This window comes from Candidatus Woesearchaeota archaeon (genome assembly GCA_016192995.1).
Lineage (GTDB): Archaea > Nanobdellota > Nanobdellia > Woesearchaeales > DSVV01 > JACPTB01.
Map to the genome: position 1 here is coordinate 43633 of JACPTB010000010.1, position 15241 is coordinate 58873.

The 15241-nt window shown below is 33.6% G+C and carries 18 protein-coding genes; 1 reads left to right on the forward strand and 17 read right to left on the reverse strand.

The features are described 5' to 3' along the window. Positions 1–401 precede the first annotated feature (401 nt). From pfdA to HYY69_07480, 8 genes are all read right to left on the reverse strand, one after another. A complete protein-coding gene (pfdA, locus tag HYY69_07445; GenBank protein MBI3033284.1) occupies positions 402–830 on the reverse strand; it encodes a prefoldin subunit alpha in 429 nt (142 codons plus the stop codon). Between the two features lie 91 nt (positions 831–921). Then, on the reverse strand, positions 922–1410 hold the full coding sequence (locus HYY69_07450; GenBank protein ID MBI3033285.1) for a hypothetical protein: 489 nt from the start codon (positions 1408–1410) through the stop codon (positions 922–924). 38 nt (positions 1411–1448) lie between these two features. Further along, positions 1449–1913, reverse strand: coding sequence for a hypothetical protein (locus HYY69_07455; GenBank protein MBI3033286.1), 465 nt, complete (start codon positions 1911–1913; stop codon positions 1449–1451). Between the two features lie 17 nt (positions 1914–1930). Beyond that, positions 1931–2368 carry a hypothetical protein gene (locus tag HYY69_07460; protein ID MBI3033287.1) on the reverse strand — a complete coding sequence of 146 codons (438 nt, stop codon included), beginning with the start codon at positions 2366–2368 and terminating at the stop codon, positions 1931–1933. Between the two features lie 216 nt (positions 2369–2584). After that, the gene (locus HYY69_07465) at positions 2585–5743 is read right to left on the reverse strand and encodes a signal recognition particle receptor subunit alpha (GenBank protein MBI3033288.1); all 3159 of its coding nucleotides are present in this window, start codon (positions 5741–5743) and stop codon (positions 2585–2587) included. Between the two features lie 263 nt (positions 5744–6006). Then, positions 6007–6528: a hypothetical protein gene (locus tag HYY69_07470; protein MBI3033289.1), complete on the reverse strand. Its 522-nt coding sequence runs from the start codon at positions 6526–6528 to the stop codon at positions 6007–6009. A 107-nt stretch (positions 6529–6635) separates the two neighbouring features. Further along, a complete protein-coding gene (locus HYY69_07475; GenBank protein ID MBI3033290.1) occupies positions 6636–7508 on the reverse strand; it encodes a hypothetical protein in 873 nt (290 codons plus the stop codon). A gap of 196 nt (positions 7509–7704) precedes the next feature. Continuing rightward, positions 7705–8106, reverse strand: coding sequence for a Fic family protein (locus tag HYY69_07480; GenBank protein MBI3033291.1), 402 nt, complete (start codon positions 8104–8106; stop codon positions 7705–7707). 134 nt (positions 8107–8240) lie between these two features. Between HYY69_07480 and HYY69_07485 the strand changes: the two genes are divergently transcribed. Further along, positions 8241–9446: an ATP-binding protein gene (locus HYY69_07485; GenBank protein MBI3033292.1), complete on the forward strand. Its 1206-nt coding sequence runs from the start codon at positions 8241–8243 to the stop codon at positions 9444–9446. A 15-nt stretch (positions 9447–9461) separates the two neighbouring features. Here the strand turns inward: HYY69_07485 and thrS are convergent, their stop codons facing one another. From thrS to HYY69_07530, 9 genes are all read right to left on the reverse strand, one after another. Further along, complete coding sequence (gene thrS, locus HYY69_07490) at positions 9462–11387, reverse strand: threonine--tRNA ligase (protein MBI3033293.1); 1926 nt, start codon at positions 11385–11387, stop codon at positions 9462–9464. Positions 11388–11470: 83 nt separating this feature from the next. After that, positions 11471–11881, reverse strand: a complete 411-nt coding sequence (locus HYY69_07495) for a PIN domain-containing protein (GenBank protein ID MBI3033294.1) — start codon at positions 11879–11881, stop codon at positions 11471–11473. Between the two features lie 3 nt (positions 11882–11884). Continuing rightward, positions 11885–12109 carry a hypothetical protein gene (locus HYY69_07500; GenBank protein MBI3033295.1) on the reverse strand — a complete coding sequence of 75 codons (225 nt, stop codon included), beginning with the start codon at positions 12107–12109 and terminating at the stop codon, positions 11885–11887. Positions 12110–12613: 504 nt separating this feature from the next. Continuing rightward, a complete protein-coding gene (locus HYY69_07505; GenBank protein MBI3033296.1) occupies positions 12614–12856 on the reverse strand; it encodes a hypothetical protein in 243 nt (80 codons plus the stop codon). After that, on the reverse strand, positions 12831–13022 hold the full coding sequence (locus HYY69_07510) for an HTH domain-containing protein (protein MBI3033297.1): 192 nt from the start codon (positions 13020–13022) through the stop codon (positions 12831–12833). Before HYY69_07510 ends, HYY69_07505 begins: the two co-directional genes overlap by 26 nt. Positions 13023–13180: 158 nt before the next feature. Next, the gene (locus HYY69_07515) at positions 13181–13375 is read right to left on the reverse strand and encodes a DNA-directed RNA polymerase (GenBank protein ID MBI3033298.1); all 195 of its coding nucleotides are present in this window, start codon (positions 13373–13375) and stop codon (positions 13181–13183) included. Positions 13376–13641: 266 nt separating this feature from the next. Next, positions 13642–13848 (reverse strand): hypothetical protein, encoded by a 207-nt coding sequence (locus HYY69_07520; GenBank protein MBI3033299.1) that lies wholly within the window; start codon positions 13846–13848, stop codon positions 13642–13644. 242 nt (positions 13849–14090) lie between these two features. Further along, positions 14091–14720 (reverse strand): metalloprotease, encoded by a 630-nt coding sequence (locus HYY69_07525; GenBank protein MBI3033300.1) that lies wholly within the window; start codon positions 14718–14720, stop codon positions 14091–14093. Between the two features lie 124 nt (positions 14721–14844). Then, positions 14845–15027, reverse strand: coding sequence for a hypothetical protein (locus HYY69_07530; protein ID MBI3033301.1), 183 nt, complete (start codon positions 15025–15027; stop codon positions 14845–14847). Positions 15028–15241 lie beyond the last annotated feature (214 nt).

Below are 15241 nucleotides of genomic sequence, written 5' to 3' on the forward strand. Positions count from 1 at the left end.
TTTTTCTTCTCCTTCTTCTTGCTCTAATTCTTTAAGAACTTCTTTATCAATGTCTGGAATATCTTTCGCAGCCTGCGTTACTGCTTCTTGTTCAATTTTCTCTTCTTCACCTTGTTCTTCTTCAAATGTTTCTTCAAAAGTAATTTCTTCAACCGGTTCTTCCTTAGCTGGTTTCTTGTTAAGAACAGACTTAAGCTCAGGTTTATCTTCTCTGATAATAACATGTTCTTTGCTTTCTTGAGAAGGATATTTCTTTTTAAGTATTGCCGGCGCTTCATCTTCAAGCTCTTTAACTGTTTCTTCAACTTCTTTTGATTCATGATCTACCTCTTTAGAGAATTTTTTAAAAGCATCTTTTAATTTGTCTTTCAGGAATTTAAACATTGCATCACTCTTTAGTTTTACTTGCTTTTTTCTTTTTCTGCAGAGGCGAGAAGCTCTTTTTCAAGATGCTGCGCATGCGCCATTAACATGCTGAGATTTTCAAGAACCTTCATTTTATATTTTTCAATTTCAACTATCTGCTCCTGAACCATTGATCTTGTTTGCATGTTTGTTTTTTTCACCGCTACATTGCTGCCAACATTGACAACTAATGATTCAGCATCAACTAGATTTGTTTTGACAAATATCCCATTAGTTAAAGGAACAAGAATTTCAGTCCCTTTTGGAGCAGCCTGAAGATCATCTAAATATTGTTTAACATTGTGAAGTTCAACTGACTGCGTTTCGAACTTTTCCAACTGCTCCTGCATCTGCTTAACCTGCTGCTCAATCATCTTATATTCCATATATTTACGCTGCATTAATTCTTCTTTTTGTTTTGCCATCAATACACCTATATTATTTAGTTATTATGAGAAAAGGAGGCAGTTTTATTTATAAATGTTTACTCAAAATAAAAAGAAAAAAACAGTATTCTTACTTATAACATGCTCCTGATTTACAAATGTAACTTGCAGGACATGCAATATCTTTGTATTCTATTACCGTCTGGCCATTATTATTTAGTCTGCAATACCATTCTCTTACATTTCTTGACGCAGCTACAACGTTTCCTTTAGTATCAACACATTCGTCAACTGGGCCTGAACTGCTCGAAGGACTGATAGTAACCATTCCTTTTTCAAAGAGATTAACATAAGTATATTTTTTCAAGTCTAATCCTCCATAGTTTTTAGTAGTTTTGTCTGAATCTTCACATCCTGTTTTCAACTGAACAGGTGGTGGATTTTCTATTCCTGCAAAAGGCATACCTTTAATTGCCTCACCACTGAGGTCTGCTTCATTTCCATTAAATTCTGCTGAAAACCGAGGCTGTGTTACTTGCCACATTACAACTATTGCAACAGCTGCTACTGCTACAACTAACCAAACTCCATAATTGGTTGATTTGTTATCTTGTTTCATACTATCACCTATTTTTTATTTAGGATCATTTGATTATTTTATTTCTTAATGCAAGCGCCATCTTGGCATTTTGTACCGTGAGGACATTTAAAACGCTCCTGGCCATGAATGATTTTACCGCCTGGCAGTAATTGGCAATACCATTCTTTGAGTTCTGATGATTCATAGGTATTTTGCCCAAATTGATCAATACAAGCATCAGTAAGCGTTTCTGGTTTAATTTTACTATTGCCTTTTAATGAAATAGTACCTTTTGTCCCTAAGTTTACCCATTTATAGGTGTTTTTGCTCTTACCCATATCATTTTTTTTTGCTATATCACTATCAGAACAAGGACTGGTAAGCCATTCAGGAGCTGGTTTTTCTACACGATATGCTTTCACTGCATTGCCTGTTGGAGATGTATTAGATAATACATTAGAGGATGCAAATAAAGCAACCATTCCCACAAGCAAAACAATACCAATTAACATACTTGAATAAGATAACAATTCTTTTTTCATGATATTAAACCTCCTTATTACTTACAAGCACCACTACTGCAGCCATTCTTGCATTCCTCAATTAAAGACTCAATAGTGGTGCTACCTTTAGGCAGTACACGACAATAATATTCTTTTACATAACCTGAAGCTGCAACAGGACCAGAACGTGAAATACAAGTATCAACGCCTTTGTTGCCATCTAATGCTACAGCAGTTCCTGCTACTTTAAGATTCACATATTGGAATTTATTAAGAGGGAAATTCTTGTAGTTTTTTTGAATAACATCAGAATCTGAACAACCTTCTAAAGTAATTGGCACTTGGACTTGGCTAATGCCTTTCGTTGGCATTCCTTTGACCATATAACCTTGATAACTTAACGATGAATTATAAACTGAGAAAACAGCAACTACACCAACAAGAAGAACAATTAACCATAAAATTACATTATATGATAATGCTCTCTTGGACATAGATTATTTTTGATGTTTGAGATTTATAAATTTTTTCTGAAATGTAGCTCTGGTGAAAATCTCGGCATAGCCTCGGTTTTGGCATCAGTTCGGCTTTTGATATATTTATCGGGGATTTTTCGGAGTGCCAGAGAGAAAAATCCCCGATAAATATATGGGAAGAGCCTCACAAAAAGATGCCAAAAACTACATTTTCACCAGAGCCTTGAAACATCATTATTTCATTCCTAATCCTGCCATGCCTGGCAAGCCTTTGAATTTCTTCATCATTTGCTGCATGTTGCCTGAACCTGCTCCCTTAAACATCTTCATCATCTTCTTACTTTGCTTGTAATGTTTCAGCAACTCTTTTACTTCTCCAGGTGAAGAGCCAGAACCATGCGCAATGCGCTCAATTCTGGCATTATCCAAATCTTCGGGATTTTCTAATTCATATTCTGTGCAAGAATCCATAATATATTTCCATTTCTTAAGCTTGTCTTCCTGTCCTGAAACTAATTCTTTAGGCAGTTGCATTGAAGACATTCCCGGAATCATCTCTAATACTTTTGATAAAGGCCCCAGTTTAGTCATTGCCTGCATTTGCTCGTATAAATCAATAAGATTAAATTTACCTGATAAGAATTTCTTCCCTAAATCTTCAGCATCTTGTTCGGTGATTGCTTCTTTTGCTTTTGCTAATAAGGCTTCTAAATCGCCCATCCCTAATAAACGGCCGACGAAGTTCTTTGGCTTAAATTCTTCCAAAGCATCAATTTTTTCTCCTACACCAATGAGTTTTACTGGAGCGCTAGTTACAGCGCAGGCAGTTAATGCTCCGCCACCTTTTGCTGTACCATCAAGTTTGGTGATGATGACTCCTGTAATATGCACCTGTTCTTTGAATACTTCTGCTTGTTTTTGCGCTGCCTGACCAAGATCTGCAGCCATAACAAGGATTGTTTCATCAGCATGAACTGTTGTGTTTAATTCTTTCAATTCATCAATCAATTCTTCATTTAATGCATCTCTTCCTGCTGTATCTACAATAACAACATCATAATTCTTGAATTTATATTTATATTCATTATAAATCTGACCTGGCTGTTTTGCTTTTTTATTGCCATAAACATCAACATGAAGCTGCGCCCCTAATTGCTGCAACTGATCATAAGCAGCTGGACGCCAGGTATCTGTTTGTATAAGGGCAATTTTACTTCCGCGTTTCTGGAAGAATTTTGCTAGTTTACCTGCAGTTGTCGTGTTATGAACAATAACACCATCTGCTATGAAATTATGGTTATCTTCAACCGTAAGATCATATACATATTCTGAAGAGTTACTAACTGGAACTGCCTTTGTTACCTTTGTCCATGAAATATCAGAGAATGCTAATCTTCTTAATTGCTCTAATTTATCATTGACGCTGTTTTTATTCATATTTTGAACATAGTCTTTTCCTTTTTTTGTTAAGATTAGTTTAGTTGGCGAGTTTGTAACTTCAGCAAGCATACCTTTAGATTTAAATTGACCAACTAAAGCATTGATTAAAGGCTGATTAAGCTGCAATTCATTTGATAAAGAAGCAACTTCTTTATTTTCAAGGACTCCAATCAATTTGGAGAAATTACCTATTTTATTTCTGTCATAAATAGCCACTAGTTTTTTTAATTGAGTTCTTGAGATACAGCCTTTTTGTTCATATAAACCATATGAAGATACCTCTTGCTGTATTTGACTAATTGAATATCCTAAACCATTCCTGACTTCATTTAATAAAGTTCCAACGTGAATTAAGTCTTGTTTACCGTCTCCTTGCTTAATAGTCATTATAGAGTAACTTTCAAGCGCATCCTTTTTTCTCTTGATTAAAGAACCAATCTTTTTTCCAAATGCAACTGCATATCTTCCTTGAATAAATAATCGATAGTATTCTTTATTTTTTATTTCTTTTTTAGATAATATACCTAAAATATTAAACCGCAAAAGCAAATGATGGACTTGCTGCAGCAATATTTTACTTTCTGAAACAATTTCAATTTGCCTTTCCTTTTTATTAAAATAACCATCACAATCAAAATAAGCTCTTAAAAAAAGAGATACTGCATCTAAAGAAGACTCTTGCAGAATTCCTGGGCTTTCTAAATATCTTCCTTTTTTTCCTATAGGTATCTTAAACACTTGATGAAATATTTGCACTAAGGACTGTGAATTTAATCGCAAACAGACTAGTTTTTCTGATCTCTTATCTCTTGTTTCTGCTATTTTCTTTGAAAATAAAAATAGTGAAAGCTCTTTAATTCTGTCAATAATTTCTGAATCTTCATTACTTATGTTAATTGATCCTTTTGAGAGATACCCATCTCCAATTACATACCCTGCAAATTCCGCTAATTCCGAACAAAATCGCGTTGGAAATTGCACCGCTTCAATAGAATCGTAATGTTTTAATGTAATTCTTTCTTCATTATAACCATTAATAAACTGAACAGGAACCTGACCATTTTTAAGAGAAAGAGTAAATTTTGCATAATTTCGCTTAAATGGCAGTGATTTTACTGCATTTTTTAACGTGGTATACTTTGCTTTAATGTCCTCCTTCACCCGTGATATATTTTTCTGTGGAAGATATAGGTCTACATTCATATTTTTTATTTGTTCAATAAAATACATGGTTTTTGATTCAGAAGGAACATACGCTGGAATTCCAACAAAATCGCCGTTAGTTAATTCATCTGCTCTTTTTTGCGTTATAGCACCATTATTAAGGATGAAAAAAGGGTGTTCATAAGTTGTTTTTACAGAAAAATTATTTCCATTATCAAGAAAAACTTCCATTAAATTTTTTGCTTTTAGTTTCCACAAATAAGTTATTTTTTTCTTTTCTATTTTCAAGGTATTAACATTCATTGAAGGAACATAGAGATCATCAGTGAGTGGAATAATAGAACCATCCTGCAATCCCATTTCTCCCTTTGATTGATGCTTAAGATATAGTTTTTCTGCAGTTATTGTTTGCCCACTCCATAAAAGAATATTGGTATTTTTATCAACACATTTACCATTCCCAAATAAACCAACGAGCATGATGATGAAGGGCTTTTTCGTTAATTCTATTTTTGCCCCTTCAGCTCCAAGAAAATGAGTTAATTCTTCATAAACAATGTTGATGAGATATTCTTTTTTTGTTAATCCAGGAGGTGTTTCTTCTTTGAGAATTCTTTCTTTTATTTTTTTTGATAACTCAAAAACGAGTTTTACATTGACATCTGCCTGAAGCAAAGCACGCTGGATATCTTTGACTAATTCATTCACTAATTTTTCATCAACAAAGACCGCATTCGCTATTTTAGATAACGTGTTTCTCAGAGATTCTCCTAACTTGTCTAAGACCATGGAAAACTAGAGTTGCTATTTGTTTATAAATAATATGGTTATTTAGGCTCTGGTGAAAATCTTTCAGGTTTTAGCGCCGGTTCAGCTTTTTAAGTGGATTTCGATTGGATTTTTCTCTCTGGCACTCCGAAAAATCCCCAAAATAAAGTTAAGAAGAGCTTCACGAAATAGGCGCTAAAACTATACGAATCAAAGAAAGATTGAATAATATTTGACTTTCTTTGATGGTATATTGCTACGCAATACATTTTCACCAGAGCCGATTATTTATAGAGTTTTATATTACTTAAATCTCGAGGAACTTTTTCAATTCTTGCTTTTGCGCTTGAGGTAAGGCACCTTCCATCACTACAGATATACGGCGGGGGGCAATGAAGGGTTTCTTCTTTTGCAACCAACTCACCTTGTGAAAGTTTTTTACAATAACCTTCTCGGTGCTTACACAATATCCCACTGCACAAAAGAACATCCCGTGGATTTGCATACTTGCCTTTGACATTGTCATATTGGACACAACTATCATCATATCTTGTTCCGTTCATGTCTAAAACACTTCCTTTTTCATGCACATTCTGCTTGTCAGGAAGTTTGCTATCAGTATCTACACATTGTTCATCAATCAATAATACTGGTTCTTTGTTTTCTATAACTTTTCTAATGTCAACAGTGGCGTAGGTTGTTACCTTATTAGTTCCTTGAAGTGAAAATATGCCAGCTCCAATAACTATTGAAACAATTAGCGCAAGATACAACGCATGTTTTCGTGAATGGTATTTTTTCCCCATGTCGATTCTTTTAAAAGAATTGAGATTTATAAAAGTTTAGAAAATCAGTTATGAATAAAAAAAGAGAAAAGAAAAAAATAAAGAAAAATGTGGAAGAAAAGAAAAAACTAGTTTATTACCTTTACAACCGTAAATTGCTCCCAAGGCCCAAGCACGGTTGCTTTTGCTTCTAAATGACCGTTATGCTCTGGAGGATTTGGTGGAATGCCTGTTACAAATCTTCCATGCACTGTTTTCAAAGCAAATGGTTGGTTATAATGTACTGTGCCTTTTGTTCCTTTTTTACCATCTGGGTCAAGAGGATAAACTACTTTGAATTCATGCCAAGTACCAACATACCAATCAGAATATCTTGCTTGCATAAGCCTCCAATCAAACGTATGTGAACCTTCCACTTCCAAACCACCTATCAAATTAAACACCGCTGCATTACCATCTTCAGCAATAACATACAACTCACCTGAAGTAACTATTTTATGACTAACGTCCCCTCCAGCAAATCCCTGGTATTTGGGATCAAATGCAAATTCGCTATCAGATCTCATTGGGTGAATGAGAATTATATCTCCCCATTGTACTTTGGTACCCATCTTCTTCATATCAGGAATACTTGGATTTTTTGGATCAAGTTTTAAAATCATGAACTTCTCCCACTCTCCAATAGTATCACGATCAGCCCTAGTTACGCGATAATAGTCAGAAAATGACTTTAGTCCATATTTGTGTTCATCTACGCCAGTTTCACTAACCCAATATTTGTTATGTGTTGTTTTTATAGCAACAACATCCCCATATTTAACATCATTTAACTGCACCGGTTGAGAAGTTTGTTTTACCGCATAGCCGATACCATAATCAGAATCTCCCGTGACTTCATAACTTGTACTATTGTTGTTCGACATCATAACCATACTTACAACCGCAACAACACCAACAATAAGAACTAACACTAAACCATGACTTAATGCTTTTTTCATCATAATAATACACCTCTTTGATATATGATGATTAATGATTAGCTTATATTCTTGAGAAACTGGTATTTAAATATATATATATATATATGAACATATAGTTTGTAGAATATATGATAATATTATTACGATTTATAATTTACCCATTGCCTCTAAAAGCTTACGATGCCCACTAATTAGCTTTTTAACATGTTCAATCTCATCAATTACTACCTTTGCTTTTAGCTTCATTGATTATCCACCCCCTAATCTCATTATCCATATAATAATTTTCTCTAATTCCTAACATTACTCGTACATAATCAGGATTATCTTTAATTCCAAATGTATGATGATTTTTAACAATGAAATCTTTTGTTGTAATAAAAGCTGTTCTTCTATTCCCACTAGCAAATGGATGCTTTTGAACAATACCTTTTATCAAAACAACTGCTTTGTCATAAATATCACCTCTATTAAATTTACATTCTTCAATTACTTGGAATAATTTAGCCGCACTTAGTGTTTTTTGCTGATCTCCTTTCTTTGCTTTTAGTAAGGTTAATATCAAATAATTATATTCAACCACTTTTTCAACTTCTGGATAAAGTAGATTGTTTTCCATTGCATTCATTTTAGAACTTACTTGTTTATATAGTTTTATTTTTGATGTATGCGTATGATATGAACATATAGTTTGTAGAATATATCCGATTAGTAATCGGAACATTTATAAATAAGCTTGATTATCTTATGATCATGGAACTCGAGACTATATTTGCACGTTTTAATCCTTGGTGGAATGAAGCATTTACTTCACCCGGGATTTTACGGGAAAAGTATCTCTTACTACTAAATAAAGAACTCAATGAAAAACAGGTTACCTTTGTCATGGGTTTGCGAAGAGTTGGAAAGACAACGTTGTTAAAGCAAGTAATCGCAATGTTATTAAAGCAAGGTGTACCTGCTAAAAATATTCTTTTCCTTTCGTTAGATCATAGTGGTTTAGCAACCTATTCACTCCTCAGCCTGGTAGAAAAATACCGTGAGTTACAAGCTATCTCCGTAAAAGAAAAGATATATCTTTTTTTAGATGAAGTTCAATATTTTAATGTTTTTGAACAAGACATAAAAATAATTCACGACCATGAAAATGCAAAGATAATTGCTTCTGGCTCAAATTCATTATTGATCAAAGATAAAAAAGCTTTTCTTACCGGTAGAAATAAAGTTTTACTTATTAATCCACTTTCATTTGAAGAATATCTTTTATTTAGAAACATAAGCGTAGACAAAAGCGAAAGCCAGTTATTAAAACATTATTTCTCTGATTATCTGGTAACAGGTGGAATCCCTGAGTATATTCTTACGAATGATCCAGAGAAAATAACTAATCTGGTTTCTAATATTATCTACAAAGATATTATTGGTAAACATAATATAAAAAACGCTAAAAAGATAGAAGAATTATTTTTATTATTATGCGAACGAGTAGGAAAAAACCTAACATATAACAAATTAGCAAAAATTCTTGATCTAGATGTAGAAACCGTAAGTTCATATATTTCTTATTTCGAAGAAACATTTCTTATTTATCAAATACAACGATATACTAAGTCATATAACGAAGCACTGCGTTCTCCTAAAAAAATTTACATATGTGATAATGGCATAAAAACAACATTTGTGGGCAATAAGGATAAAGGCGCTTTATGGGAAAATTTTGTATTTTTAACTATAAAACAAAGAAAAGTAAATTATTTTTATCAAGACGATCATGAAATTGATTTTATTATTCAACTAAAAAATAAACGTCTTATCGCTGTTGAAGCAAAATACAAAGACATACTTTCTGAAAAAGACAAACAAGCATTTGGAACCATACCTTTTAAAGAGAAAATATTAGTTAAAGATATTGATGATTTAAAAAAACTAAATAAAATTCTTAGCGATGAAAATAAATAATTAGATAGATAGGATTTATAATTTAAAATTCAACATTCTTTTATCAATCCCATTTTTAATGTGTTTAATAAAATCATCTAATTTAATACCAAACTTTACTTGACCATCCAATGTTCTTACTGCCAGTGTTTTAGCTTCTTTTTCTTTTTCACCAATAGTAATAATTAAAGGAATGTACTGCATTTGAGCATCACGCACTTTTTTATTGATCGTTTCCTGTTCCTTGTTGATTTCTGTCCGTATTTTCTGGGATTTTAATTGAGCTTTAACTTGCTCTGCGTACTCAACCACATTATCATTAATGGTTAATAACCGGACTTGCACTGGGCTAAGCCATAAGGGAAATTTACCTGCACAATGTTCAATGAGAATCCCTATAAATCGATCCAAGGTACCGAGAACTGCACGATGGATCATAATAGGGGTATGTTTTTTTCCATCACTGCCTTCATACGTTAAACCAAATCTTGATGGCTGTTGAAAATCAACCTGTATCGTTGATAACTGCCATGATCTTCCTAAACAATCTTTAATATGGAGATCAATTTTAGGGCCATAAAATGCTCCATCACCTGGATTTATTTTGTACGGCAACTTGCTTTTATCCAATGCTTCTTTCAAAACACGTTCTGCTACATCCCATTGTTCTTTAGTGCCTATTGATTTTTCAGGCTTTGTGGAAAGTTCTAAACGAAATTCAAAGTCAAATGTTTTCGCATAGACATAATTTGCAAAATCAATGCAGTTATCAAGTTCTTCAGCTAGTTGTTCTTCAGTGCAGAAAATATGGGCATCATCCTGGTGAAATTTTCTTACCCTTGTCATTCCGCCAATAACACCTTTAAGTTCATTTCTGTGCAATGCAGCAAAATCTGCAAATCGCAAAGGCAAATCACGGTAGCTTCTTGTTTGTGTTTTGTAAATAAGACAATGGCTTGGACAATTCATCGGCTTTAAGCTCACTTCCTTGCCATCAACCATAAAGGTAAACATATTTTCCTTGTAAAATCCCCAATGCCCTGAAGTTTCCCAGAGAGATTTATCATAAACTAACGGTGTAATAACTTCACTAAATCCACGCTCCCAATATTGCTCCCGGATGAAGGTTTGTAATTCATTGAAAATAATAGCTCCTTTAGGATGAAAGAATATTGCACCCGGTGATTCTTCGTGAAAACTAGCCAAGTCTAGTTTTTTTGACAGTATGCGGTGATCACGTTTTTTTACTTCCTCCAAACGATGAAGATGTTCATCTAATTCTTTTTTGGTAAAAAATGCTGTACCATAAATTCGTGTCAGCATTTTATTTTTTTCATCGCCACGCCAATAGGCGCCTGCAACTGACAAAAGCTTGAAATGCTGTACATGTTTGCCTGGATTAAAAAGATGCCCACCTTTACAGAGGTCTATAAAATGCCCTGCAGTGTAAAAGGTTAATTTTTTTCCTCCTTCTGCAAATTCATTAATCAGTTCTGTTTTGTATTTATTCCACTTAAATTGTTTTAATGCCTCATGGACAGTAACTTGTTTTCCTTCCATAACACCCCATGTTTTGATAATTTCACGCATTTTCTCTTCTATTTTTGCAAAATCAGCTTCAGAAATCGGCTGCGGAAGTTCAAAGTCCTGGTAAAAACCATCTTCAATTGGCGGACCTATTGCGTTTTGCGCTCCCGGATATAATTCAATCATGGTTGCTGCCAACAAATGCGCGCAGGAATGACGTAATGCCTCGAGAGATTCTTTGTCTTTGGTTGTAATCACTTTGAAAGCGCAGTCTTTATCAAGCTTTGTTTCCTGAAGCACTGAATGATCATTTACTTTAAAGTCTAATGCTGCTCTTGCAAGCCCTTCAGAAATTGATTTTGCTACCTCTAATACTGTTATCCCTTTTTTATATTCGCGTTTTGTGCCATCGGGAAAGGTTACTTTGATTGTCATGCTATTCTAAAATAGCATGACGTTTATATAGATTATTATTTTAGTGCTGACATTGGTTGGGTAAAATGTGGAATTCTAATGATTTAATTAATTTCAAACATTCGTATTAGTTCATGAGTAGCATAAATCGTAACATCATTTTGTTCTTTCAGTTTCTTTTCATTTGTCCAAATAGGGCAGTTTAGATAGAGTGCTAAAGCAAAATAAACCATATCTTTAGGATCTGGACAGATTTTATCGGCTTTTTCCCTATAACTAAGAAAGTCTTGCTCAGGAATTATTTGAATACTATGAGCAAGTATGGTTAAAAGCCATTCGTATTCTTCTCTTATTAAACTTGATTTACTCATAAGTTCTTCTTTGTTTTGTTCTAGTTCTTCAAAAAGTAATTGAGGTGCAAAAATACTTAATCTACTGTCAAAAAATAGATCAATAGGTTTTCCTGGTTTTACCAGCATAGCTATGATGACATTAGCATCAATGATAACTTGCATTGATTACATTCCCCTGAATTTCCTTGCCATGTTTTCATTGATTTTTTCAGAAATTTCTTTCGCATCTTTAGGTGTAAGTTTGCTTTTACTGCTTAATTTCTTCATAATTACCACTTCTTTGAGCTTTTCTTCAAATGCTCTTCTCGCTACTGCTGACCAATTAATTTCCTGCATTTTAATCATTTGTTCCCTTAATTCATCAGGAACTGAAACGGACAATGTTCCCATAGTTTCACCTTAGTTTAATTATTAATTTTGTTATTTATATTAATATTATTATAATTGTTATAATTATTATTTAAGGCTTTCGGTTTTATCAGTAGATTCGAAAGTAACATCGTACGTATTAAGTCTGTGGTTTAGCGCCTACTTTTGTGAAGCTCTAAGAGTTTATGCATTGAGGATTTTTCGGAGTTCCAGAGAGAAAAATCCAATGTTAAATTACTTCTGAAGCTGAACTGGCGCTAAACCTGAAAAAGACTTAATACGTACTTGCAGGAAATCCCATGTTTTAAAAAAAGAATGATTTATCCGGTATCAAATCTCATTTTCAAAGAAATTTCTCTAATGAATTTGAAAATATAACATACAAAATTCTTTAAAGTAATATTCAAACCAAACACATTTGCTAATTTCCAGAGATTATACCCCAAACAACAAAACATAACAAGGAAATATCTAATAATTTCGTTCTTTGTTGTTGTTTTAATGCCAATATTATCAAGAACTCGATCAAATAATGCTAATAGGTTTGAAAAACTGTTTTATTTCTTCAAAATTAGTATATTTTAGACGAGAAAATACAGTTTCACCAGTAGGTCCATCAATTCTATGTGTGGTATTATTGATAAAATCAACATGTTCTGCTGCATCTGCAAGAACATGTAGAATATCATTGTTTTTGTAAGGTGAATTGCAAGAAACACCACAAAATATATCATTAGAATCCCTATTTAAACATATACTGAAATTCATTACGTTTGCCAGTATTCTTGTATTTAACCATCTGGCTTTTACGCAATTTCTTTAAACTCATGGTTACTGAACCAATAGAAACATTAATTGCTTCGCTTATTTGCTTAGAGGTAAACCATTTACCCTTATTTTCTTTTAAAAAATTATACACTTCTTGTTGTCCCATGTATATATCCCCTAACAATAAATATAATATAGCTATTAAAGGCTTCAAATATATAAACCTTTGGGTGCTGTTTAGAAGGGTTTATATGTGTAACTATAAGTAGATGGTAAAAGCTAGAATATAATAAAAATAGTAAAAAAAGAAAGAAATACCTTTAACTAAAATTTTTTCATGCTTTGATAGCAATCTCTGCAGTAAACTGGTCTGCCTTCTCCTGGCTTGAAAGGAACTTCACATTCATTGCCACACTTTGAGCAGGTTGTCTTGTGCATTTGACGTGGTTGAAAGTCTCGCTTAAAGCCTCCGCCACCGCCGCCGCCACGGTTAAAATTTCCCATATTCTTCTCCTCCATATTCTCTATTACTTAAAAGAGAGACTATAATCTCAATTAAGTTATTTGCTGTTTGTAGTAGCTTCCTCTTTATAAGTGTTTTCTTTGAGAGTACGTAATAAGTCTTCTATGGTTTTAGCGCCGGTTCAGCTTTTGAAGTGGATTTCGATTGGATTTTTCTCTCTGGAACCTCGAAAAATCCTCACAGTGAAATTAAGAAAAGCTTCACAAAAGCAGGCGCTAAAACTACAGACTTATTACGTACCTTTGAGAATTGTAGAAATATGCTATTTCAAATAAAGTACCGATAAGAATTTTTTATGTGCCTCAGCACGGGTATTATTATCACTTTTGAACAGTTCTTCACGCGCTTGGATAAGATTATCAAGCAATTTTATCGTTGAAACTGGTTCCGATTTATTGCCCAGAATAATTGGTTTAATAGTTAATGATTCACGTTTCAATAAGGGAGATTCTTTGGTTATGTTTTCCATGATATGTTATAACTAGAGGTGTTATATAAAAGTTATCCCCCAGAGGCACAATCCAATTTGTAAGTGATATTGCGAAAAGTGCCACCATCTTTTTTGCGAGGCTTATCTGATGTTTCATCAAATGCTATCCGAGGTTCCAGAGAGGATAGCATCTTCCATAACAAACATCTACAGCCGAGCCGATGGTGGTTGCTGAGTGAAACGAACGCAACTAGGAAAATAGTGATTTTCCCCCTAAATAATTATGTTAATACATAAGGAATAATCTTCTCAACAATCAATAGAATAATCCCAAACCCCGCCATTATACCATACACTATTTTATTCCAATCGAGGATTTTAACACCATCAAAATTCCCAAAGGGTAGGAGATTAAATAACCCAAGCCAGCTGTTAATCATAAAGCCATACAAGAATAATAATCCTGTTGATGGAAACATAAGGAAAAGAGCTAAGAATAATAGGGCAAGCACATAGTTTGTTAGAGGACCTGCTAAGCTTATCTTACCATTTATTTCCCGTGTAATGGAATAACCTGTAATCATCACAGCACCAGGCGCTGCGAAAATAAAACCTCCAAATGATAATGCTATTGCCAAGCCAAGCATCATATAATCTGCTCTGAATTCTGCCCAACAATCATAATATTGCGCTACCATTTTATGCGCTAATTCATGGAGCAAAAATCCAGAACCAACTGCAACTACTGCAATAATAAAAGCAGAGAGGAAACTTCCTGTTGATCCCATGAGAAGAATGGTAAATGCTATGCTTAATCCTAACCATGCAAGTACAAGATCTTGCAGTTCTTTTTTTGAAGTTTTACATCGAAACAATGGTTTGCTTAAAGTAGTATTGTGAAGGTTATGCATAGTAATTTAGGGGTGGTATTGGTTTATAAATTATTCTGCGAAGAATAACTACCAGCATAGCACCAAAAACTTCATTCAAGACAGAGCCTGCAAAGAAAATAGAAGAAAATTAAAAAAAATAATTTTATTGCGCGCTTTTAACAACTAGATATAAGCCTGTTAACACAAATAATGCTGTCCAACCATCAACGCTTAATGCAAATACGCTTAAATCTCTTAATAAAAATAAAACGCCAACTACTAATACTAACCATGCAAACCATGCGCATGACTGATTGCAGCATTTTCCCATATGTTCTTCTTTCATAATTAACACCTCGCTAGATTCCAATAATTAGTACTTGGGGAAGATTTATACTTTATAAAATTTGTTAGTAGTTGGCTGCGTAGAAATCCTATGCGTTCATGCGCTTAGCATCTTCAAAATTCTGGTTGAGTTTTTCTGAAGGAGCTACGTTCCCGAAGGGAGAAACCCGAGTTTGGTTAATAATTCAAACCAACTCGCAAGAGCTCTTGCGAGA